Below are 20,398 nucleotides of genomic sequence, written 5' to 3'. Positions count from 1 at the left end.
TTAGCGGGAAGCCCACCAAAGTCGCAGTTTCAGCCCCCAACCGCTGGTCCAGCCGCTGCTGGTGCTGATGACTTTGCCCTGATGCAGCACGATAAAGGTCGGCGTGGCGTTGATATCCCAGCGCTGGCCAATTGCCCCGCTCTCATCATTGATCGCCACGCCTTGCAGCCCTTTCTTCTCCAGCCAGGTTGCCACGCGCGCGTCACTGCCGGAACGCAGCGCCACGCTCACCACCTTGTCACCTTCCTGACTCATCGCCGCCACGGTTGGCGTGGTGAGTTTGCACACCCCACACCAGGTTGCCCAGACGTACACCAGCACTGGCCGTTCCTGACTGAGTTCCGCCAGATTCACCTCACCTTGCAGCGAGGTCAGCGGTTGTTGCGCCAGGTCGGCAGGCAGCTGCGGTGCCCGCATCCAATCCATGCCCCACAGCGCAGCCGCGACAATCAGCACCAGCAGCAGTGCCTCACGCAGCCAGCGCTTTAATCGACTCATTGCTTCGCCTGCAGCGCGCCTTTCACTGCCGCTTCCAGCTGCTCATATGGCACCGCGCCGCTGATCATCTGGTCGCCCACCAGCGTGGCTGGCGTGCCCTGAACGCCGAGCTGCTGCGCCAGCGTCAGGTTGCTGTTGATGGTATCGAGACTCACTTTGCTTGGCTCTTTCAGCTTGATGCCGGTCTTCTCCAGCGCCGCGTCGATGCTGGCGGTATCGTGATTGCCCTTTTTCGCCATCAAACGCTCATGCAGCTTTAGGAAGTTTTTCGGCTGTTGCTCCCACACGGTGAGCGCCAGACGCGCCGAGGTGAGAGAGGTTTCAGCACGATACGGCAGCGGTTTGATCACCACCGCTACCTGAGGATAAGCCTTAATCAGTTTTTCGATATCGGCTTCAAACTTCTTGCAGAACACGCAGTTGTAATCGGTGAAATAGACCAGCGTCAGCGCCGGTTTTTCAGCGCCAATGCGCGGTGAACCGGTGTCGTTGAACAGCGCGTCGTGGTTTTTCTTCACCATCTGCGCCACCACGTTTTGCTGCTGTTGCGCTGCTTCTTTATCAAAGGCATCAGCGGCTTCCGCCAGAATCGACGGATTCTGCACCAGGGTCTCACGGATCAGTTCTTTGATGCGCGCCTCCTGCTCAGGCGTAAAAGGCGCGGCCGCCAGTGCAGGCATGGCAAGGAACATCAGTGGCAGTAACAGGGATTTCTTCATTATTTTTTCGCCTCAGAGAGAGTAGAGATCACCGCTTCACGACTCAGCAGCGGTGACAAAATCTGGCCTTGCGGCAGTGCCGGGCCATAAATTTGGTTGAAAGGGATCGCCACGCGGTCGCGGCGGCGCAGGAATTCACCGATGGCGGGATCGGGCTGCGTCCAGTCGCCGCGCAGCAGCACCACGTCATCGGCTTTGAGCGCAGCACGCACATCTGGCTGATTTAACACGCGGGATTTATTCACTTTACAGGTGATGCACCAGTCGGCGGTGACATCGACAAACACCCGTTTATCCTGCTCAAGTGCCTGATGGATCGCCGCTTCAGTCAACGGCTGCCAGTGCAGCGTCTCCTCTTCCGGCGAGATACGCGTCATCAGGAACAGCGCTCCGGCCAGCGTCAGGGTGATAAATACCACGCCCGCCTGCTGCAGCGCGCGACGCTTCACCAGCCAGCCACACAGCACCACGAGTAACACGCCTGCCAGCACCAGCGCGAAGGTGCTGCCCCAATGCGGCACCAGCAACGTCACCAGCCAGAAGGTGGCGAGCAGCATCAACAGGCCGAGCACGCTGCGCAGATGCAGCATCCAGCGCCCCGGACGCGGCAGGCAGCGCGCCATGCCCGGTAACGCCGCCACCAGCAGCCACGGCAAACTCATGCCAACGCCGAGCGCGACAAACAGCAGCCACAGCTGCGGCAGCGGTGCCGTCAGCGCGTAAGCCACCGCCGTACCGAGAAACGGCGCGCTGCATGGCGTGGCCAGCAAGGTGGCAAACGCGCCCTGGCCGAAGTGGCCGAGCAAGCCATCACCGCCCTGCGTCGCCAGTTTGGTATTCAAACCCGACGGCAAGCGGAAATGCAGCAGATCAAACAGGCTGGCGCTAAACAGGAACATCACCAGCACCATCACCAGCAGGAAGCCGCTGCTCTGGAACTGAATGCCCCAGCCCAGCGCCTGACCGCTGAGTCGCAGTCCCGTCATCAGCAGCGCCAATAGCAGGAAGGAGAAAATGATTCCAGCGCTGGAGGCGAGAAACTGCTGGCGCGTCTGACGCTGCGTTTGCCCTTGCTGCTGCACCAGGCTGCTGAGCTTGATCGCCAGCACTGGCAACACACACGGCATCAGGTTGAGGATCAAGCCGCCGAGCAGCGCCAGCAGCAACACAGACCATAAGGTTTGCGCCGCATCGCCGGACACCAGCGTTTCCGCGCCGATATTTATCGCGCTTTGCTGCGCAATGCCACCATCCGCAACCACCAGCGACAGCGTTTTGCCGCGCAGATCCGGTGCCGCTTCGCCCCATTCATCGGTGACCGCTACGCGCGCGCTGAGCGTGTCGCCATTCACACGGATCGTCGGTGCCGCCAGCATGCTGCCTGGCGGATAATCGAAGAACAGTTCAGGTTGTTGCCAGCCGCCCTGACGCTGTGCGCGGATCTGCAATTCGCCACTTACAAAGCTGGCGTCGAGTTGATCGGTTAAGCCGCTAGCCGCCGGGATGCGCCCCATCGCCTCGGCGAAATCGCGGGCAAAATCGGCGTCTGCGGGCTGCGTCAGATCGAGGCTGAACGGGAAGTCGGTGAGGATACAAACGTCGCTACAGGTTGAGAGCGTCAGCGTTCCCGCAAGTTGCTGGCTCGACAGTTTCGCCAGCGCGATCGGCAGCGTGATATCGCCTTTATAGCCTTGCGTGGTCAAGCCGCTGACGTCAAAACGCTCGGGCGCGGGCCAGAACCATTGCGCCTTGACCGCCGGGGTTTGCCAGCGGATTTCCGGCGCAACGCCGCCTTCGCCTGGCGTGCGCCAGTAGGTTTTCCAGCCGGGTTGCAGGCGAATATCCAGCAGCAGTTGCTGATTATCGTTGTGGCTGGCGCTGCGCAAGCGCACTTCGGCGTGGCTGTTTTGCGCATTGCGCAGCCAGCCAGTATCTGCCGCCTGCGCAGTGATCGCGCAGCTCGCCAGCAGGAGCAGCAGGCTCCTGATCAATACAGTCATGTGAATTCTCCAGTGAATAACAGGGTTTACGCGATGTAACGCGCAGGTGTTATTCCCGGAAGACGCAAAAGGTCAGATGCCGCCGTCGCAGAGGTGGAAACAGCGGTGCGCGGCGATAGCCGACGCAAGTGGTGGTTTGTGTGAAGGTGGCGATCAGTGCCAGCAGCAACAGCAGGAAAGGCAATGCGGTATCAAGGATTGGCGCGGCGGCACTCAGCGATTTTGCGCTCAGCGCACAGGGTTTTTCGCTGCCGCTGGCATCATCACTGCTGTTGGTGTGCGCGGACGCGCTGACCTGCGCTAAAGGTGCGGAAGGCAAATTGAAGCTGCGCTGGACGAGACAAAACGCCAGCACCAGACAAACCAGTGCCAGAATCCATTTTGCGCGTGATAGCGATATCGTCATGCCGCAGCCTCAGAGAAAAGTGCGGGTATTTTAAGCATCTGCAGCAGAAACACCAAGCTTTGCTGTGTAAACTTTTGTCTTTGTGGTGCTCAACGCAGATCCGGCATCGTAGCGGCGCGATTTATCGCGCATCTAAACGAAGGCATATTATCCATCTAAACACGACGCAATATATGGCGCCGCTACGATGATTGCGGCCATCAAAATTTTATCGTTACACGGCGTTAAACAATATCATCCACCACGCCACCATCGACGCGCAGCGCGGCACCGGACGTCGCCGACGCCTGTTTCGAGCAAACATACACCACCATATTCGCCACCTCTTCCACCGTGGCGGCGCGTTGAATCACCGAACTTGGCCGCTGCGCCATCACAAACTCTTTCGCCAGCTCTTCCAGCGGCTTACCGGTGCGCTTCACCTCATCTTCCATCATCGCGGCAAAGCCATCAGAGAGCGTTGGGCCGGGCAACACGGTGTTTACCGTCACGCCGCTGCCCGCCACCACTTTTGCCAGACCGCGCGCCAGCGATAGCTGCGCCGTTTTACTCACGCCGTAATGCAGCATATCGGCGGGAATGTTCAAGGCTGATTCCGAGGAGATAAACACCACGCGGCCCCAACCACGCTGCACCATCTCCGGCAATAAAGCCCGCGACAGGCGCACGCCGGACATCACATTGGTTTGCCAATAGGCGTCCCAGGTGTCGTCATCCACTTCATAAAAATCCTGCGGACCGTAAATCCCGGCGTTATTCACCAGAATATCGATTGGCGGCAAGCCGTTAAGCAGTTGCTTAACGCCCTGGGCACTGCCGAGATCGGCGATAAAGGTGTGAATTTTGGCGCCCGCCACTAATCCGTTGAGCTTCTCGCGCGCACGACTCACCGAGGCTTCACTGCGCCCGTTCAGCACCACTTCCGCCCCGCTGGCCGCCAGACCTTGTGCAATGGCAAAACCGATACCGCCAGTTGATGCGGTAACTAAGGCTGTTTTTCCGTGTAAATCGATATTCATCATGCTTTCCTCTGTGAGCGTAATCACAAAGCCTGGTTCAGACAGGAGAAGATGCATTGACGAATCATGCGATGGTGCTGTCGGCCACAGGGCTGATGTGCGTTCAGCCTGCTGCCGACATTATTTAGCCCGAGGCCGATAAAGCCGGTTGAGCGCTGATCGGCAGCCGCAGTTGACGCTGTAACCAGGCGCAGGCTGCCGCCTGATCCGGATTGCGTGCGTTAAGCTGCAACACCGGACCCAGCGCCATCGGTTGGGCGGTTTCTGCTAACTTGCGCAGTTCTGGCAGATACTCCGCGCCCGGATGTCCCGGCATGCGATCGGTTAAACGAGCCTGATAACGTGTCACCGCCTCATCCGGCGTGATCGCCAGCCACAGCTCCAGCACCCGCGTCACGCCCGCCTGCTGCAATCCCTGCTGCAGCACCTCTTTCGGCTGGAAGCCAAACCAGGCATCGATGACATAGATACAACGCGTCGGTGCTTGCGCCACCACTTGCCAGATCGCCTGATACGCCGCACAACCTAACTGGCGATTGCGCAGGCGATCCACCGGCGCAAAGCTGGCCATAAACGGCTCTTTCAGGCTATCCAGCGTCAGCACCGGAAAGCCGAACTGCTCGGCCAGCGCGCGCGTTAGCGTGCTTTTGCCGGAAGCCGGAATGCCATTCACCAGCACGACAATTTTCTCTTCAGTGTCGGTTGTCATAGGATTTCTATCACCTCCGCGGCACTGCTGGCGTTGCGCAAGCGCACCAACGTCTCCTCATCCTCCAGCAGCGTAACAATCGCGCGGATGCCCTCTTCAATGTGGGCGTTGCTGTCACGCGCACCGAACATAATCACGATGTCGGCTTTGTCACTGCCGTCGAATGAGATCGGCTCATCCAGCACAATCATGCTGAAACAATCTTTCAGCACGCCGGTCTCCGGCCGCGCATGGGGAATGGCGATGCCCTCCTCAAACACGTAATAGGCACCATGCTCCAGCGTGTTAGCGATCACCGCTTCCGGGTAACTGGCTTTGATGTAACCGCCGTTCACCAGCGGCAGCGCCGCCAGCGCGATCACTTCGCGCCAATCCCTGGCGCTGATCCCCACCTGAATCGCACTTGCCTCCTGCAGCAGCTGTTTAATACTCATACTGCCTCCTTAAAACGATTTGCGAATGGTGTTACGCAGTTCATCAATTTTGACAAACAACGGATCAATTTCCTGACGATAGTGTCGACTTTTGGCAAAGATATTTAATGCACGATTATATTCCAGCATTAATTGTTTTTGCGTGTCTGCCGCCTGCGGATTATTAGCCAACTGTTTTTCCAGTTCGCTTATTTTCCCGCTGATGGTTTCAGCCTGAAGATCTATTTCCTGTGAATCCTGGCTCTTATTATCAGAGCCCTTTTTCAAGAATCCAAACATAGCATCTCCTGCCCCGAATGGCGCCGGGCACCTCAGGTTATTACGTCATGAGTAAGTCGGAACTAGCGGAACAGTTGAATCTTTTCTACCAGCACATTGGTCACGGCATCGTTGGCCGGCACAAGGAAATTACGCACGCTGTCGTTGACCTTGCCCTTTTCAAACGTCTGCTTGCAGTTTGCAACCCACTGCACATTCATCTCGGTGCCAACGTTGACTTTCTCAATCCCGCTGCGCACCGCAAGACGCATATCTTCATCGCTGACGCCGGTACCGCCGTGCAGCACCAGCGGCGTCTTAGTGGCATCGGTAATTTCCGCGAGGCGCTGATGCTGAATATGGGCTTTACCGGTGTACAAGCCGTGCACCGTGCCGATGGAGATCGCCAGCATATCGACGCCGGTTTCATCGACAAAGCGTTTGGCTTCATCGACGGTGGTAAACGCCGCATCGTTCATTTCCACCTCTTTGCCATCTTCCGACCCGCCAATCGCGCCCAATTCCGCCTCAACCGAAACCGCCAGCGGGCGCGCCATATCAATAACACGGCGCGTATTGGCGATGTTCTCTTCAATCGGTAAATGTGAACCGTCATACATAATTGAACTGAAGCCCGCATCCAGCGCGGTTTGGATAGCGTCCAAATCCGAACAGTGATCGAGGTGCAAACAGGTCGGCACGTTACGGCTTTCAGACAATGAGCGAATCGCATCCACCAATAATTTATGTCCGAGATATTTGGCGGTTCCGGTTGAGATCTGAATCATTAATGGGCTATTCGTTTTCTCCGCTGCTTTAAAAAAGGCGGGCAACATTTCCAGACAGTGCAAATTAAAGGAACCGAGCGCTTTAAATTCACGTTCTTTAGCCACCTGTAACAGATCGGTAAAGTTATAAAGTTTCATGGAGCTTTTCCTCATGGGATTTAGACTTGGTGGATTTTCCGTTAACAAACCAGGCGATGAGAGTAATAAAGGCGATAAACAGCGCGACGAACAGCCAGTTATTCTGGAATGCATGGCCGAGCACCAGGCCGGTACTGATGACATCCGAATCACTGAAGGTGACTCCGGTAAAACCGTAGCTTTCCAGCATCGGCACCAGAATCGCCGGCAGGAAGGTAATGAACAGACCGTGCACGAAACCGCCAATCATTGCGCCGCGACGCCCACCGAGCGCATTACCGAACACGCCTGCGGTGCCACCGGCAAAGAAGTTAGTCAGCAATCCTGGCAGAATCATCGCCAGACCAAACATCGGGAACACCAGCATGCCAACCACCGAACCCAGCGTGGTGGCGAGGAAGCCGACGATCACCGCGTTCGGGGCGTACGGGAACATCACTGGGCAGTCGAGCGCCGGTTTTGCATCCGGCACCAGACGCATGGCGATACCACGGAAAGCCGGCACCAGTTCGTTCAGCAACAGACGCACGCCGCTATACAGCACGAACACACCGCACACGAACTGAATCGACTGCATAAAGGCGTACATCAGGTAGTTCATGCCGTTGCTGTACTGGCCGATAAATTCCGGACCGGCGGCGACCGCAGGGATCAGGTACATCGGCACCATCACCACCGCCATCGACAGATAGGTGTCCTGCAGGAATTTAAAGTTGTCGGGCAGTTTGAGATCTTCGGTGGAGCGCGACCCTTTGCCTACCACCTTTGCCACCGCCGCCGTCAGCAGATAGCCAATGGTGCAGAAGTGCCCGAGCGCCACGTCGTCAGAATCGGTGATGCGGCGCACCACCGGTTGGGCCAGCGCAGGCATCACCACCGCCATAATGCCGCCAAAAATGCCGCCGGTAAGGATCAAAGGTAAACCTGTCAGCCCCGCTTTATAGCCAATCACCGCACCGATGGTCGCCATCCACAGCAGCGCCTGACCGGTAAGGAAGATGTATTTGAACGGTGTCAGACGCGCAATGATGATGTTGACGATAAAGATCACCAACAGCGTCAGCGCCACTTCTGAACCCAGCTCGCGGTTTGCTAACCCGGCAATGGCGGCAACATCGGTGATATAACCCTGCATGCCAAAGCCGTGGGTGAAAATGGTGTTCAGGAAGGTCAGCGTACCGACAATAATGTTGATACCGGCCATCATAATTAAGAAACCGAGCAGGGTTTTAAAGGTGCCTTCCACCACCTTGCCCGCCGATTTTTTTTGCAGTAGCAGACCAATCAGGGCAATAAAGGCGATCAGTATCGATGCCTGCCCCAATAAGTCTTTTACCAGGAAGTCGATGACACTATTCATGATTAGCAACCTTTAAGTTACGTTCTTTCATAAACGCCACGATTTTCTCTTCAATTTCCGCTTTGTCGGTCAGCTTATTGAGAATAATCACCCGCTTGATCTGTTCCGGGCTGGCATCGGCATTTAACACATCAGCAAAGGCTTTCTGGGTTAAAATCATGTCGGATTTAAAGGCGTTGGCTTCAGAAATGGTGGTGTGATCAATATCAGCATCAATTTCGAGTTTCTTTAATACTGACTTGGCGCTCATTTCAATCGCAAAGCTTGAACCCAAACCACATCCACAGACACATAATATTTTCAGCATGGCTATTTCCTCACAGAATTTGCAGTTGTTTAGCGAGTTTATAATGATGCCCTTCCGTATCGACCAGGCGTTTTTTCATGCTTATTAAATCAATCGGAATCGGTCGATTACTGCCATTAATAATCACCGCTTTATTGCGCATTCCCGACTGAATACAACGCGCGACTTCACTGGCCATAATGGTGCCCTGATAAATCTCTTCACAGGTAGGATCGCCATTACGCAGGCCATAACCGATAATCGTTTTACGAATACGCACACCAATTAACGGTTCAATTTGTTTAATTAAGGTATCGATAGCGCCCTGAAAGCCCGGCGAATATTCACGGGTATAGCCTTCCGAGCACAAAATTATCACGCTGTTCTGCGCCGCCAGCCGCTGCGTGATGCGTTCCGCCAGCTCCTGCGGTGCAATCTGGCATTCCGGTATCAGCGCGAAATCGGCATTGGATTTGATCGCTGACTGCAAGGTTAATTCACCGCAATAACCGCCCAGCAGCTCCACCATAAATACACGACCGGTTAAGGCGCGGCCGGTATTACGTAACTTCGTCACCTCTTTTAACACCTGCTCACAAGCGGTGGAGAAACCGATGCTGTAATCACTGCCAAAGACATCGTTATCGATGGTCATGCCGACGCCAAAACAGTTGACACCAAATTCGCTCAGCGTATGCAGGAATTGTAATGAACCATCTCCGCCCGCCATAATTAATACATCGATGCGCAGCGATTTAAGGTGTTTGGCGATCATCTCATATTCCGGGCGAATTAATTTCCTGCTGGTTCGTCCCGATTGCATCACCGGAATAGCGGCGATGGCGTAATCCACTAAATCACGTCGGGATATTTCCTGATGATTGTTTTCCAGCAAACCTGGAATACCACCATTAAATAACACCATTTCCGCTTGAGTTAAGCGCGATATTTGATACACAAAGTTATTAATCCCGGTGACATCGCCACCGCTGATCACCATGCCAATTCTCATTGTCATCATCCTTTATGCTGTGCGTCTGGAATTCATTCTTCCGATTAACCGCATTGTTATTTGCAACGAATGTCACACTTTTGCGATGAATTTCCCGAGTGAGATAATTGACAGCATCCAACAAAGGCTTATTTTTGTGATATAAATCACATGTCATTTTTCGCCTTAAAACCTTAATAACAAATAAAATCATAGGTTTATATTTATTTTGCGCAGTAAAATCAGCAAGCCAAATAAACGCGCCCTTGGCGATTTTTATTTCGATCTATTTTGTGATTTCCCGCGCATTTTTATCGGTTCCTGCCGATTATTCCGTAAAGTAAAAAGGGATAATGATTCCGTGCGTTATTTACGCGTCAGGGCCAGTGAATGATTGACTCAGTGCAGCTGCGCTTGTCCAATACCGTGGCAGATAAAGAATAAAGAAGAGAAAAATGAGCATGCAGAAGGATATTTTGCTTAAGTTGGCCGCGGTGGTGGGTGACAAACAGTTATTAACCCATGCGGATGATAAAGCCTGGTACATAAAGGGGTTCCGCGTCGGGCGCGGTGACGCGCTGGCGGTGGCGTTACCGCAAACCTTGTTGCAGCTGTGGCAAACACTGCAGGTGTGCGTGGCGCACGATGTGATTGTGTTGATGCAGGCATCAAATACCGGCGTCACCGGCGGCTCAACGCCCGACGGCAATGATTACGACCGCAATATCGTGATCATCAGCACCCGCCAGCTCAGAGGCGTGCAGGTGATCGATCAGGCGCGCCAGGTGATCGCCTTCCCCGGCACCACCTTGACTGAACTGGAACACACCTTACAGCCGCTCGGTCGAGAGCCGCACTCGGTGATTGGATCATCCTGCATCGGCGCCTCGGTGGTCGGCGGGATCTGTAATAATTCCGGTGGCTCGCTGATTCGGCGCGGCCCCGCGTTTACCGAAAAATCCTTGTTCGCCCGTATTCATGAGGATGGTCGCCTGGAGATGGTTAATCATCTCGGCATCGAGTTGGGCGACACGCCAGAAGTGATGCTGGCAAACCTGGCGCAGCAGCAGTATCAAACCGGCGAGCAAGCCGATTGGCAGGGTAAAATCTGGGCCGATGACTACGCCGACCGCTTACGAGATGTGACCGCGGATTCCCCAGCACGCTTCAATGGCGATCTGCGCTACTTGCACGACAGCTCGGGCAGCGCCGGTAAAGTGGTGGTGTTCGCTGTACGCTTGCCCACCTTCGAAGCCAGCGCCGGCAGCGACACCTTCTACATCGGCACTAACGATGAGAACGTGCTGGTGGCGCTGCGCCGTTTCCTGCTAACCGAAATGAGCGAACTGCCGCTGCAGGCGGAATATATTCATCGCAACGCCTTCGATTTAACCGTGCGCTACGCCAAGCATATGTATCTGGCGATTCGCAAACTGGGCCCGCAGGCCATTCCGCAGATGATGGCCAATAAAGCCAAATGGGATGTGCGCGTCAGCCACCTGAAATTCCTGCCGCGCAATTTTGTTGATCGGGTGCTGCAATTCTTCAACCAGCTGACGCCGAGCTTTATCGCGCCGCGCATCATGGATTACCGCAGCGAGTATCAACATCATCTGATGATCAAAGTGGAGTCGCCGCAAACCGCCGAGTTGCAGAGTTTACTGCAGCAATTCTTTGCTGAGCAGCCAGGCGGCTTTTTCCGCTGCAATGCGCGTGAAGCGGCAGATGCGTTTTTGGTGCGTTTCGGCGTGGGCGGCTGCACCATTTCCTACTGCGACGCGCTGGGTTACAACCCCAACGAGCGGCTGGTAGCCTTCGACGTGGCGCTGCGCCGTAATGACGATGCATGGCGTTTGACGCTGCCGGATCATCTGGCGGCGCAGGTGCAGGTTGATTCGTGCTGCGGGCACTTCTTCTGCTTCGTCAATCATCAGGATTACGTACTGAAACCCGGCTACGACGCGAAAGTGTTTAAGGAAGAGGTGAAACGGTATCTGGAACAGCGCGGCGCGAAATATCCCGCCGAGCACAATGTCGGGCACCTTTATCAGGCGTCGTGTGAGCATGTCGCGCACTGGAAACAGCTTGATCCCACCAACAGCTGTAATCCGGGGATTGGTAAAACCAGTAAGAAGAAGTTTTGGCGGGAGATGTAGCATCGGCAACCAGGTCGCCCTAAATGGCGGTCCTACGTGATTTATGGCGAATTAATTCGCGTACGCTTCGGTTGAAATCGTATTTGTGAGCGAAAGTGACTTCACACAATCAATGTCCGGATTGATTTCATAGCCCAAAAGCTATAACTTATCCCATAGCAAATAAGCTATGGGATGGCATTATGTGGGAAATATTAACAACGGATGTTTTTGATCAGTGGTTTGTGGCGCAAAGTGAAGCACTACGTGAAGACGTGTTAGCGGCGATGACGATTTTAGAAGAGATGGGACCACAACTTGGCCGCCCCTATGTCGATACATTAAAGGGTGGCGAATTCCCTAATCTGAAAGAGCTGCGCGTTCAGCACGCCGGTAAGCCCATCAGAGCCTTTTTCGCTTTTGATCCGGTGCGACGCGCTATCGTGTTATGCGCTGGAAATAAGACCGGTTTTAACCAAAAACAATTTTACCGAACGATGATTCGCCTCGCTGAAGTAGAATACTGCAAGCATTTGGCGCGGATGGAGGGATAAGATGGCTACTCTGAAAGAATTAATGCAAAAACAATCACCTGAAAGCCAGCAGCGCATCGCTGTGAAAGTCGAAATATTGCGCCAGGAGATTGCTTTAAGCCAGTTACGCGAAGAGCTCAACCTTTCGCAAACCGAACTGGCACGCACTATCGGCGTCTCGCAGCCCACGCTGGCAAAGATGGAAAATCCAGGCAACGATCCGCGCCTGTCCACATTGAAACGTTACGTCGCGGCATTGGGTGGCGAACTTCGTATCGACGTGACACTGCCCAACGGCAAAACCATCGCCTTTCAGCTTTGATTGACCAAAATCAACCAGCGATGCCGTTCGCGCAGCAGAAGCTGATGCAGTTGCTCGAGTTGCTGCAGCGTCAGTGCCTGAATAGCCGCGCGATTGAGAGTGGCCAGGCCGTGCTGCTGGCGCAGGGTTTCGAGTGCGGCCTCGCCATTATCTTTGCTTGCGCACTGCGTCATTAAGCTTGCCTGCCATGCCGCCAGCTTTTGCGGCGAGATTGCCGCGATCTCGGCTACCATCTCACGCATAAAGCGTTTGCAGTGACCCAGCAGCGCGCGCCAGGAGATATCCGGTGATTGCAGCGCCAGCATCAAGCCATCCACATCCGCCACCCGCTGATAGCGCGCCGACACCACATAGCCAATTTGCTGATCCACGCGCAAGCGCTGGAAAAAGCGCGTTTCCAGCATCAGCGCCAGCACGCGTAAAGCGGCCAAGCTGGCATCGTCGGCCTGCGGTAACGGCATAAACAGCAGCAGCGCCTGATCGCGCCCGTCGCAGGCGATGGGCACGATGCCGTGTTGCAGTCGTACCGGCGGCGTGTCGCGCGCCAGATCCGGCGTAAAATCGCTGAGCAGATGCGCCACGCGCTGGCTTAATGCGGTATTGATGCCGCACCATGCCGCCAGCCATTGTGGCGCGGGTAATGGCTTGATCAAGCGAGTGGGCAACGCGGCGAGCAATTGACGAATCACAATCGAAGGGGTATTCGCTGCGGGCTGCGCCAGCACCGGCGTGTTCAGCGCCTGTATTGCCTGATGCACGCTAAACAACGCGCGATCGGCGGATGCGGGCAGATTGAGCAGCAGCTGCCAGTTGGCATGCGTCTGTTGCCAGCTGCCGTTGCCACCCGCGTGGCGCAATTCCGCCAGCAACGGGCGTAACTGGCGCTGCCGCGCCTGCGCGTCTTCGTCACGCAAGGTCTGATAAAACGCCGGACGCAGCAGCAGCGTTTCAACCTCTTTTACCGGTGCAATCAGCGGCAACGGCTGCGCCACGGGCGGGAGACGAGGGAGCGGAACAGCGGCTGAAGCGGGATAGAAGTGAAACGCTGCGGGTTTGGTCGCAGCCAGTAACGGCGGCAGCCACTCAGCCAGTTGCAGGGTGAAGCCCTGCGTGTGATGCGGCGCGCCGTCAATCTGTTGCTGCGTGAGCAGACGCGTGCGCGGACAATCTGGCAACGCTGCGGCAAAATCCGTGAAGTTGTCTGGCAGCGCGCAACCCGGCGCGAAGCCCAACGCCCGGCCGCGCAACTGTTCCAGCGGCGACAAGGTCGCGAAATCTTCCTGCGCGAGCTGTGCGTAGTGCTGCAGCTGAATCGCATTACATTCAGCTAACGCAGCCAGATGCTGCCAAACGCGTTGCTCAATCTGTTGCGCCTGCGCCAGGGAAATGCGCCTGGCGCTAAAGCGCAGCGCCAGTAACGCTTGCTGCTCATCTTGCCATAACCAATGCGCGTCAAAGGTTTCGCATAACGCCTCAACGCGCAACTGCGCCAGCAAGCTGCCGGGCGCTTCGTCCTGCCAGAATGCTGTTAATAAGGTGACATTGTCACGCACAGTCTGCTCATCGCCCGCGACCAACATCGTCAGCCAGAAATTTTCTTCACCGCCTGATAGCAGTAAACGATCGCCTTGCAACAGCGTAGCTTCAACAGCCGCAGCGCGTTCACCACCCGCCAACAAACTGCCGCCGAAGCGTGCCGCCAGCTGTTCGAGCTCATCCAGTGATTGCGGGCCTTGCAGCCAAAGTTCCATGTTTTCAGCGCAATACAAGCGGCTATGGAAATCGCGTAGTGCGAACTGCAACGCCGTGACATTGTCACCAAAAGCCTGCCGACTGCCGACTCGGAAGCGCTGGAAACGTTCCGGCAACTTATCCAGCACGGCAGCTTCACTCAGCGTGTCGGCATGGTTTTGCAGCAGTTGATACTCAGCCTCAATCACCGCCGCTTCCTGCTGAATGGCCTGCGCCGTCAGCAACGGTGACGCCAACATATCGCACAGCCGCTGCACGCCCGCTGAGAGCTCTGCAGCTGGGAGCTGAAAGAAATAGGCGCTGCGGCTCAACTGCGTGGTGGCGTTCACCTGGCCGCCCTGCTGCTGCAGCCACGGCATCAGGCGATCGTCGCCGTGAAAAGCTTCGCTACCGCAAAACAGCAGATGTTCCAGCAGATGTGCCAAACCCGGCCAGCGATCCGCTTCATCCAGACTGCCGGCCTGCACGCGCATCAGCGCCGCTGCCTCATGCGCGTCGGGCTGATGATAAAGATGGCAGCGCAGGCCGTTGGTGAGCGTGAGCTGGCGCGCGTGCATCAGGTAACGCGCTGCTTAAAGATCAGTTCGGAGTTGCTGCGATTGCGGAACTGCAGCTGCTGGATTTTGATGTCGCTGCAGTTGGCTTCACGTCGTGCTTCGAGGATCTTGCCGTGATGCGGCGATTTGCTGCACACCGGATCGGTGTTATCGGCATCGCCGGTCAGCATAAAGGCCTGACAGCGACAGCCGCCAAAGTCTTTCTCTTTTTCATCGCAGGAGCGACAGGGTTCCGGCATCCAGTCAAAGCCGCGATAGCGGTTAAAACCAAACGAGTTGTACCAGATATCGTCCAGCGTGCGCTCCAGCACCGACGGGAACGCAACCGGCAGCTGACGCGCGCTGTGGCACGGCAACGCGGTGCCGTCAGGCGTGACGCTGAGGAAGATCGATCCCCATCCGCCCATGCAGGGTTTCGGCCGCTCTTCGTAGTAATCCGGCGTCACGAACAGCAGATTGGTGAGATTGCCGCTGGCGCCCATGCGCTGACGATAATCGGCCACCACCGCTTCGGCGTTGGCGATCTGCTCGCGCGTCGGCAGTAATCCTTCACGATTGAGCTGCGCCCAGCCATAGAATTGGCAAGTCGCCAGCTCGACATCGTCGGCTTCCAGTTCGATACAGAGATCGATGATTTTGTCGATCTGGTCGATGTTATGGCGATGCAGCACGAAATTCAGCACCATCGGATAGCCGTGCGCTTTCACCGCTTTCGCCATCTCCAGCTTCTGCTGGAAGGCCTTTTTTGACCCGGCCAGCGCCGCGTTCAGCGTTTCATCGCTGGCCTGGAAACTGATCTGGATATGATCGAGTCCGGCGTCGGCAAAGGCGTCGAGTTTTTTCGCCGTCAGGCCGATGCCGGAGGTGATCAGGTTGGTGTAGAAACCGAGATCGCGCGCGGCGCGAATCAGTTCCGGCAGGTCCTTACGGGTTAGCGGTTCGCCGCCGGAAAAACCGAGCTGCACGCTGCCCATGGCGCGCGCCTGACGAAACACCTCAATCCACTGTTCGGTGGTCAGCTCTTTCTCCTGCTGGGAAAAATCCAGCGGATTGGAGCAATACGGACACTGCAGCGGGCAGCGATAGGTCAGTTCTGCCAGCAGCCACAGCGGTGGCGTCACGCTTTTACTCGGGTTCACGACACTGTATCCATTTTTGTTCGATGGCGGATTGCAGGAACTCTTTGACGTCGTCGCCGACACCGCCCGCGTCCGGAAAACGCGCATCCAGCGTGGCAACGATCGCCGCCACATCCTGTTTGCCATCCACCAGTTCGAGGATCGCCACGGCGGTCTCGTTCAATTTGGCCATGCCTTCCGGATAGAGCACCACATGGCTATCCTGCGCCGCTTCCCACTGCATGCGGTAGCCGCGACGGAAAGCCGGAATCACATTATCTTTCATGTTGTTATACCAGTCTTGTGCTGTGCCAGGACACCTGATCGGTGACCGTATGATAAGGCGGACGTTGCAGCGCATACGCCATGGTCATGGCATCGAGCATGGTCCAGAGAATATCGAGTTTAAACTGCAGGATCTCCAGCATGCGGTTCTGCTGTTCGGCGCGGGTAAACACCTCAAGCGCCAGCGCCAGCCCATGCTCCACATCGCGGTTCGCCTGGCTCAAACGGCTGCGGAAGTAGAAATAGCCTTCCTCTTTGATCCACGGATAGTGCTGCGGCCAGCTGTCGAGACGCGACTGATGAATCTGCGGCGCAAACAGCTCGGTGAGCGAGCTACAGGCCGCTTCCTGCCAGTTAGCACGGCGCGCGAAGTTCACGTAGGCGTCCACCGCAAAACGCACGCCCGGCAGCACCAGCTTCTCGGACAGCAACACGTCACGATCCAGCCCCACCGCCTCACCCAACTGCAGCCAGGCTTCAATCCCGCCTTCGTGACCGTTGCTGCCGTCGTGATCGAGGATGCGCTGCACCCATTTACGCCGCGTCGCCGCATCCGGGCAATTCGCCATGATCGCCGCATCTTTCAGCGGAATATTGGTTTGATAGTAGAAGCGGTTCGCCACCCAACCCTGAATCTGCTCGCGCGTAGCATTGCCGTTGTGCATGGCAATGTGATACGGGTGATGAATGTGGTAGAACGCGCCTTTATCGCGCAGCGCCTGCTCAAACGCGGCGGGCGATAATGCTTCAGTGATGATCACGATGCAAACTCCTGCAGATGAATCGCCATGCCATCCCAACTCACTTCAATGCCCTGCTGCGTCAAATAGGCGCGCTGCGGCGATTGCTCATTAAGGATCGGATTGGTGTTGTTAATGTGAATCAAAATCTTGCGTTTGGCCGGCAGCGCAGCCAGCAACGCCATTAAACCTTGTTCTTCGGCCAGCGCTAAGTGGCCCATCGCTTTGCCAGTATTTTTGCCAACGCCGGTGGCAAGCAGCTCGTCGTCCTGCCACACCGTGCCATCAATCAACAGGCAATCGGCTTTTTGCAGCCACGGCATGATCACCGCATCCGGCTCGCCGAGTCCCGGCGCGTAGAGCAGCGTTTGGCCATTGGCGGTGTTTTCAATGAACAGCGCCACGTTGTGGCCCGGCAGCGGGCGATCACGATACGGCGAATACGGCGGCGCGTTGCTGAGAATCGGAATCGCGGTGAACTGCAAACTGTGGCAGACATCGACGCGGAACGGCTCCAGCGGCGTTAACGCATGATGCTGCAAGCCGCCATTCCAGTGCTGCAACATGGTGAAAATTGGGAAACCGCTGGTGAGATCGCCATGCACTTCCGGCGTGCACCACACCTGATGCGGACAGCCTTCGCGCAGGCTCAACAAGCCAGTGGTGTGATCGATTTGGCTGTCGGTGAGAATGATGCTGCCAATCGCCGTGCCGCGCAGCACACCCTTTTTGATCAGTTCTGGCGTGTGGGCAATTTGCTGGCTGATGTCCGGCGAGGCGTTGCACAGCACCCAATCTTCACCGTTGTCGCTGACAATGATTGAAGATTGGGTGCGCGCCTGCGCCTGAATGCTGCCGTTACGCAGGCCGCTGCAATTGGCGCAGTTACAGTTCCACTGCGGGAAGCCGCCGCCCGCCGCTGAACCGAGGACTTTAATAAACATGAACGTTGACCAAAGAGAGAAAACAAAATGCCCGCACGAACGGCGGGCAGAAGTCTTAGCGGTTGGAGATGTACAGAGTCACTTCCAGGCCCAGACGCAGGTCAATAAACGCAGGTTTTTTCCACATAATGGTCTTCCTCATAAAACAAAAACGCAGAGAGATCTCTGCTGAAGAGGATTGCGGCTGTGACTTAGATCACATCGCAATCCGTACGCGCGCAGATGTTGCGCCAATGTAGCGAGCAGATCAACCCTGATTCGGTAAGGGAATGGTGCTAATCCTGCCAAATTTGTTGCAACACGCGCTGCCAGTTGCCCCATGCGAGCTGCTCAAGTGCTGTTTGATCGTAGTCGAACGAACGCAACAACGCATAAAGATGCGGTAATCCGCTCACGTCTTTCAGCGCCTCAGGCACGCTGATGCCATCAAAATCGGAGCCCAGCGCCACATGATCGCGGCCCATTATCGCGATCAGGTGCTCAACATGTTTAACAATTTCGATCAATGCGGTATCGCTGTCGCGTTTTCCGTCGCTGCGCAGAAAAGCGTTGCCAAAATTCACGCCCACCACGCCGCCGCTGTCGCGGATGGCGCGCAGCTGATCGTCGGTGAGATTACGCGGCTGCGCGCAGAGCGCGTGCGCATTGGAGTGCGTCGCCACCAGCGGCGCGGTTGACAGGCGCGCGGTGTCCCAGAAGGCTTTCTCGTTCATGTGCGACATATCGATCAGCATGCGATGGCGATTGGCAGCGGCGATCAGCTGCTCACCTTGTTCGGTCAAACCTGGCCCGCTGTCCGGTGAGTTGGGGAATGATCCGCTGACACCTTCGCCAAAGCGATTGGGCAGATTCCAGAACGGCCCGATGCTGCGCACGCCCGCCTGGTAAAAAGCATCAAGCGCTTCACCCTCGCCATCAAACCCGTCTGCGCCCTCAATATGCGCCACCAGCGCCAGCACGCCGTCAGCGCGACAGGCGGCAATATCAGCGGTGTTTAGGCATAACCGCACCCGCCCATCAGATTGCGCCGCCAGCGTTTTCAGGATGTCGAGTTGCTGCCAGAGAATCGACAGTGGATCGAGATTTTCCTCCGCTCGCTGCGGCGCGACCTCTTTGACATAGCGCGCTGGCGGCACGAACATCGCGAACAGCCCACCGGCAAAACCGCCCTGCTGCATGCGTGGAAAATCCAGATGGCCCTTTTCGATGCCGTGAAAAAAGGCCTGCGCCGGATCATCGCGATGATGCAGCCACAGATTGAGAAGCAGGTCGTTATGACCGTCGAAGGTTTTTAGCAACATGAGGGGTTCTTTGACGAAACAACATGGCGCCATGCTACGCGCGCGCTGCTGTTTCGCCAAATGCGGGCGCACAAAGGGTTAGTTCTGCGCAACCTTTAAGCCGTGATAAAAAGTCGGTTTCACATCAAGAGGCTGCTGGATCAACCCGTATTTCTGGTAGAAATCGGCGGTCTCCTGCTGCTGGGCGATGGTGGCATCATCAATGCTCTGCCAGTGCGATTTGCGGCGTGAGAAGGATTTCGCCGCCGCCTCTTTCGGGAAACCGATGATTTTTGCCAGCGTGGTGGAGTACTCATCGACATGGCTGTTGGCCCAGCGATCGGCGGCGGCTAAGCGATTGACGTAATCCTGCAGCGCCGCGCGTTTGGCTTCATCGTTTAGCGCGGCGTCGGTGGCGGCGAGGAAGCTGTTGCCACTGGACAGGCCAACGCCGTTCACCAGCACGCGTCCGGTGTGGGTCACTTCCGCCAGCGCGGTATAAGGATCCCACGTTGACCAGGCATCCACCGAGCCATTTGCCAGCGCGATGCGCGCATCCGCCGGCGTTAAGAAGCGCCAGTTAACCTCTTTATCGCTGACGCCCGCTTGCTCCAGCGCTTTGAGCGCCTCAAAGTGACCAATCGATCCGCGTCCGGTAGCGATGTTTTTGCCCTTTAGCTCAGCAACGGTTTTGATGGGTGAATCCGGGCTGACCAGCACCGCCAACCCTTCGGGCACCGATTTGCTCACCGCCACCGCTTTCACCTGCGAACCGGCCGCCAGCGAGAACAGCAGCGGCGCATCGCCAATAATACCGGCATCCACCGCACCGGCATTTAGCGCTTCCGCCAGCGGAGCCGCCGCCGGGAACTCGGCCCATTCGATTTTATAATTGAGGTTGTTCAACTGCTGCGCCGCTTCCATTTCGGCGTGCATATTTCCCTTTTGATCGGCAATGCGCAGCGTCACGGTTTCTGCCGTCGCCGCACCGCTGGCTGTCACGATTAATAGTGCCAAAGCTGCTCTTTTCATTGTGTTTTATCCCATCGCGCAAAACCCCAGCCTAACCCGCGCGCGCCAAATGACCGATGCCGATTTCGCATGAGATATGCCGCGTGGCGCATAA

Annotated in this window: 23 protein-coding genes; 3 read left to right on the top strand and 20 right to left on the bottom strand. The window is 56.3% G+C overall.

All coding sequences use genetic code 11. The annotated features are described in order from the left end of the window. From ACYAC5_RS09395 to ACYAC5_RS09340, 12 genes are all read right to left on the bottom strand, one after another. Entirely contained in the window at positions 1-498 is a 498-nt protein-coding gene (locus ACYAC5_RS09395; protein WP_462062878.1) for a protein disulfide oxidoreductase, read from the bottom strand. Further along, on the bottom strand, positions 495-1,217 hold the full coding sequence (locus ACYAC5_RS09390) for a DsbA family protein (protein WP_192411891.1): 723 nt from the start codon (positions 1,215-1,217) through the stop codon (positions 495-497). Before ACYAC5_RS09390 ends, ACYAC5_RS09395 begins: the two co-directional genes overlap by 4 nt. Then, the gene (locus ACYAC5_RS09385; RefSeq protein WP_192411892.1) at positions 1,217-3,217 is read right to left on the bottom strand and encodes a protein-disulfide reductase DsbD family protein; all 2,001 of its coding nucleotides are present in this window, start codon (positions 3,215-3,217) and stop codon (positions 1,217-1,219) included. The genes ACYAC5_RS09390 and ACYAC5_RS09385 overlap by 1 nt, the downstream gene beginning before the upstream one ends. Before the next feature lie 49 nt (positions 3,218-3,266). Continuing rightward, positions 3,267-3,623 carry a hypothetical protein gene (locus ACYAC5_RS09380; RefSeq protein WP_101764474.1) on the bottom strand — a complete coding sequence of 119 codons (357 nt, stop codon included), beginning with the start codon at positions 3,621-3,623 and terminating at the stop codon, positions 3,267-3,269. Between the two features lie 224 nt (positions 3,624-3,847). Next, entirely contained in the window at positions 3,848-4,642 is a 795-nt protein-coding gene (locus tag ACYAC5_RS09375; protein ID WP_192411979.1) for an SDR family NAD(P)-dependent oxidoreductase, read from the bottom strand. Between the two features lie 124 nt (positions 4,643-4,766). Further along, positions 4,767-5,351 carry a P-loop nucleotide/nucleoside kinase family protein gene (locus ACYAC5_RS09370; protein ID WP_192411893.1) on the bottom strand — a complete coding sequence of 195 codons (585 nt, stop codon included), beginning with the start codon at positions 5,349-5,351 and terminating at the stop codon, positions 4,767-4,769. Next, positions 5,348-5,785, bottom strand: a complete 438-nt coding sequence (locus tag ACYAC5_RS09365) for a PTS sugar transporter subunit IIA (RefSeq protein ID WP_091003163.1) — start codon at positions 5,783-5,785, stop codon at positions 5,348-5,350. The genes ACYAC5_RS09370 and ACYAC5_RS09365 overlap by 4 nt, the downstream gene beginning before the upstream one ends. Positions 5,786-5,794: 9 nt before the next feature. Next, on the bottom strand, positions 5,795-6,064 hold the full coding sequence (locus ACYAC5_RS09360) for a hypothetical protein (protein WP_192411894.1): 270 nt from the start codon (positions 6,062-6,064) through the stop codon (positions 5,795-5,797). A gap of 62 nt (positions 6,065-6,126) precedes the next feature. Beyond that, positions 6,127-6,969, bottom strand: coding sequence for a class II fructose-bisphosphate aldolase (locus ACYAC5_RS09355; RefSeq protein WP_101764478.1), 843 nt, complete (start codon positions 6,967-6,969; stop codon positions 6,127-6,129). Continuing rightward, positions 6,956-8,329, bottom strand: a complete 1,374-nt coding sequence (locus tag ACYAC5_RS09350; RefSeq protein WP_008110085.1) for a PTS sugar transporter subunit IIC — start codon at positions 8,327-8,329, stop codon at positions 6,956-6,958. Before ACYAC5_RS09350 ends, ACYAC5_RS09355 begins: the two co-directional genes overlap by 14 nt. Next, complete coding sequence (locus tag ACYAC5_RS09345) at positions 8,322-8,636, bottom strand: PTS sugar transporter subunit IIB (protein ID WP_008110086.1); 315 nt, start codon at positions 8,634-8,636, stop codon at positions 8,322-8,324. Before ACYAC5_RS09345 ends, ACYAC5_RS09350 begins: the two co-directional genes overlap by 8 nt. Before the next feature lie 10 nt (positions 8,637-8,646). Beyond that, positions 8,647-9,627 carry a 6-phosphofructokinase gene (locus ACYAC5_RS09340; protein WP_192411895.1) on the bottom strand — a complete coding sequence of 327 codons (981 nt, stop codon included), beginning with the start codon at positions 9,625-9,627 and terminating at the stop codon, positions 8,647-8,649. A 434-nt stretch (positions 9,628-10,061) separates the two neighbouring features. On the opposite strand from ACYAC5_RS09340, the gene dld reads away from it, so the two are divergent. The 3 genes from dld (at position 10,062) to ACYAC5_RS09325 (ending at position 12,596) form a co-directional block, all read left to right on the top strand. Further along, positions 10,062-11,762 (top strand): D-lactate dehydrogenase, encoded by a 1,701-nt coding sequence (gene dld, locus ACYAC5_RS09335; protein WP_192411896.1) that lies wholly within the window; start codon positions 10,062-10,064, stop codon positions 11,760-11,762. Positions 11,763-11,944: 182 nt separating this feature from the next. Then, positions 11,945-12,295 (top strand): type II toxin-antitoxin system RelE/ParE family toxin, encoded by a 351-nt coding sequence (locus ACYAC5_RS09330; RefSeq protein ID WP_137385729.1) that lies wholly within the window; start codon positions 11,945-11,947, stop codon positions 12,293-12,295. 1 nt (position 12,296) lies between these two features. Next, the gene (locus ACYAC5_RS09325; RefSeq protein WP_137385728.1) at positions 12,297-12,596 is read left to right on the top strand and encodes a helix-turn-helix domain-containing protein; all 300 of its coding nucleotides are present in this window, start codon (positions 12,297-12,299) and stop codon (positions 12,594-12,596) included. Here the strand turns inward: ACYAC5_RS09325 and pqqF are convergent. The 8 genes from pqqF to ACYAC5_RS09285 all read right to left on the bottom strand — a co-directional run bounded on the left by pqqF (position 12,587) and on the right by ACYAC5_RS09285 (position 20,304). Further along, entirely contained in the window at positions 12,587-14,905 is a 2,319-nt protein-coding gene (pqqF, locus tag ACYAC5_RS09320; protein ID WP_462062876.1) for a pyrroloquinoline quinone biosynthesis protein PqqF, read from the bottom strand. The genes ACYAC5_RS09325 and pqqF overlap by 10 nt on opposite strands. Then, entirely contained in the window at positions 14,905-16,044 is a 1,140-nt protein-coding gene (pqqE, locus tag ACYAC5_RS09315) for a pyrroloquinoline quinone biosynthesis protein PqqE (RefSeq protein ID WP_101764482.1), read from the bottom strand. Before pqqE ends, pqqF begins: the two co-directional genes overlap by 1 nt. Then, positions 16,031-16,309, bottom strand: coding sequence for a pyrroloquinoline quinone biosynthesis peptide chaperone PqqD (pqqD, locus tag ACYAC5_RS09310; protein ID WP_061720121.1), 279 nt, complete (start codon positions 16,307-16,309; stop codon positions 16,031-16,033). Before pqqD ends, pqqE begins: the two co-directional genes overlap by 14 nt. A gap of 4 nt (positions 16,310-16,313) precedes the next feature. Next, on the bottom strand, positions 16,314-17,069 hold the full coding sequence (gene pqqC / locus ACYAC5_RS09305; RefSeq protein WP_462062874.1) for a pyrroloquinoline-quinone synthase PqqC: 756 nt from the start codon (positions 17,067-17,069) through the stop codon (positions 16,314-16,316). After that, entirely contained in the window at positions 17,066-17,992 is a 927-nt protein-coding gene (pqqB, locus tag ACYAC5_RS09300) for a pyrroloquinoline quinone biosynthesis protein PqqB (protein ID WP_061720123.1), read from the bottom strand. The genes pqqC and pqqB overlap by 4 nt, the downstream gene beginning before the upstream one ends. 55 nt (positions 17,993-18,047) lie before the next feature. Then, the gene (gene pqqA / locus ACYAC5_RS09295; protein ID WP_002905689.1) at positions 18,048-18,119 is read right to left on the bottom strand and encodes a pyrroloquinoline quinone precursor peptide PqqA; all 72 of its coding nucleotides are present in this window, start codon (positions 18,117-18,119) and stop codon (positions 18,048-18,050) included. Between the two features lie 148 nt (positions 18,120-18,267). After that, complete coding sequence (locus ACYAC5_RS09290; RefSeq protein WP_462062872.1) at positions 18,268-19,293, bottom strand: dipeptidase; 1,026 nt, start codon at positions 19,291-19,293, stop codon at positions 18,268-18,270. Positions 19,294-19,371: 78 nt separating this feature from the next. Continuing rightward, a complete protein-coding gene (locus ACYAC5_RS09285) occupies positions 19,372-20,304 on the bottom strand; it encodes an ABC transporter substrate-binding protein (RefSeq protein WP_462062870.1) in 933 nt (310 codons plus the stop codon). Positions 20,305-20,398: the final 94 nt, after the last annotated feature.

The sequence above is a fragment of the Pantoea sp. y20 genome, assembly GCF_054903455.1.
Note: the sequence above shows the minus strand (reverse complement) of the source record. Positions and strands in the feature narration are given on the sequence as shown.

Excerpts from the sequence above, each read along its gene's own strand:
- ACYAC5_RS09340 (WP_192411895.1), bottom strand. The coding sequence starts at position 9,627 with ATGAGAATTGGCATGGTGATCAGCGGTGGCGATGTCACCGGGATTAAT.
- ACYAC5_RS09355 (WP_101764478.1), bottom strand. The coding sequence starts at position 6,969 with ATGAAACTTTATAACTTTACCGATCTGTTACAGGTGGCTAAAGAACGT.
- ACYAC5_RS09385 (WP_192411892.1), bottom strand. The coding sequence starts at position 3,217 with ATGACTGTATTGATCAGGAGCCTGCTGCTCCTGCTGGCGAGCTGCGCG.
- ACYAC5_RS09395 (WP_462062878.1), bottom strand. The coding sequence starts at position 498 with ATGAGTCGATTAAAGCGCTGGCTGCGTGAGGCACTGCTGCTGGTGCTG.
- ACYAC5_RS09360 (WP_192411894.1), bottom strand. The coding sequence starts at position 6,064 with ATGTTTGGATTCTTGAAAAAGGGCTCTGATAATAAGAGCCAGGATTCA.
- ACYAC5_RS09390 (WP_192411891.1), bottom strand. The coding sequence starts at position 1,217 with ATGAAGAAATCCCTGTTACTGCCACTGATGTTCCTTGCCATGCCTGCA.
- dld (WP_192411896.1), top strand. The coding sequence starts at position 10,062 with ATGAGCATGCAGAAGGATATTTTGCTTAAGTTGGCCGCGGTGGTGGGT.
- ACYAC5_RS09330 (WP_137385729.1), top strand. The coding sequence starts at position 11,945 with ATGTGGGAAATATTAACAACGGATGTTTTTGATCAGTGGTTTGTGGCG.
- pqqF (WP_462062876.1), bottom strand. The coding sequence starts at position 14,905 with ATGCACGCGCGCCAGCTCACGCTCACCAACGGCCTGCGCTGCCATCTT.
- ACYAC5_RS09350 (WP_008110085.1), bottom strand. The coding sequence starts at position 8,329 with ATGAATAGTGTCATCGACTTCCTGGTAAAAGACTTATTGGGGCAGGCA.
- ACYAC5_RS09345 (WP_008110086.1), bottom strand. The coding sequence starts at position 8,636 with ATGCTGAAAATATTATGTGTCTGTGGATGTGGTTTGGGTTCAAGCTTT.
- pqqD (WP_061720121.1), bottom strand. The coding sequence starts at position 16,309 with ATGAAAGATAATGTGATTCCGGCTTTCCGTCGCGGCTACCGCATGCAG.
- ACYAC5_RS09285 (WP_462062870.1), bottom strand. The coding sequence starts at position 20,304 with ATGAAAAGAGCAGCTTTGGCACTATTAATCGTGACAGCCAGCGGTGCG.
- ACYAC5_RS09370 (WP_192411893.1), bottom strand. The coding sequence starts at position 5,351 with ATGACAACCGACACTGAAGAGAAAATTGTCGTGCTGGTGAATGGCATT.
- ACYAC5_RS09290 (WP_462062872.1), bottom strand. The coding sequence starts at position 19,293 with ATGTTGCTAAAAACCTTCGACGGTCATAACGACCTGCTTCTCAATCTG.
- ACYAC5_RS09380 (WP_101764474.1), bottom strand. The coding sequence starts at position 3,623 with ATGACGATATCGCTATCACGCGCAAAATGGATTCTGGCACTGGTTTGT.
- ACYAC5_RS09325 (WP_137385728.1), top strand. The coding sequence starts at position 12,297 with ATGGCTACTCTGAAAGAATTAATGCAAAAACAATCACCTGAAAGCCAG.
- ACYAC5_RS09365 (WP_091003163.1), bottom strand. The coding sequence starts at position 5,785 with ATGAGTATTAAACAGCTGCTGCAGGAGGCAAGTGCGATTCAGGTGGGG.
- pqqB (WP_061720123.1), bottom strand. The coding sequence starts at position 17,992 with ATGTTTATTAAAGTCCTCGGTTCAGCGGCGGGCGGCGGCTTCCCGCAG.
- ACYAC5_RS09375 (WP_192411979.1), bottom strand. The coding sequence starts at position 4,642 with ATGAATATCGATTTACACGGAAAAACAGCCTTAGTTACCGCATCAACT.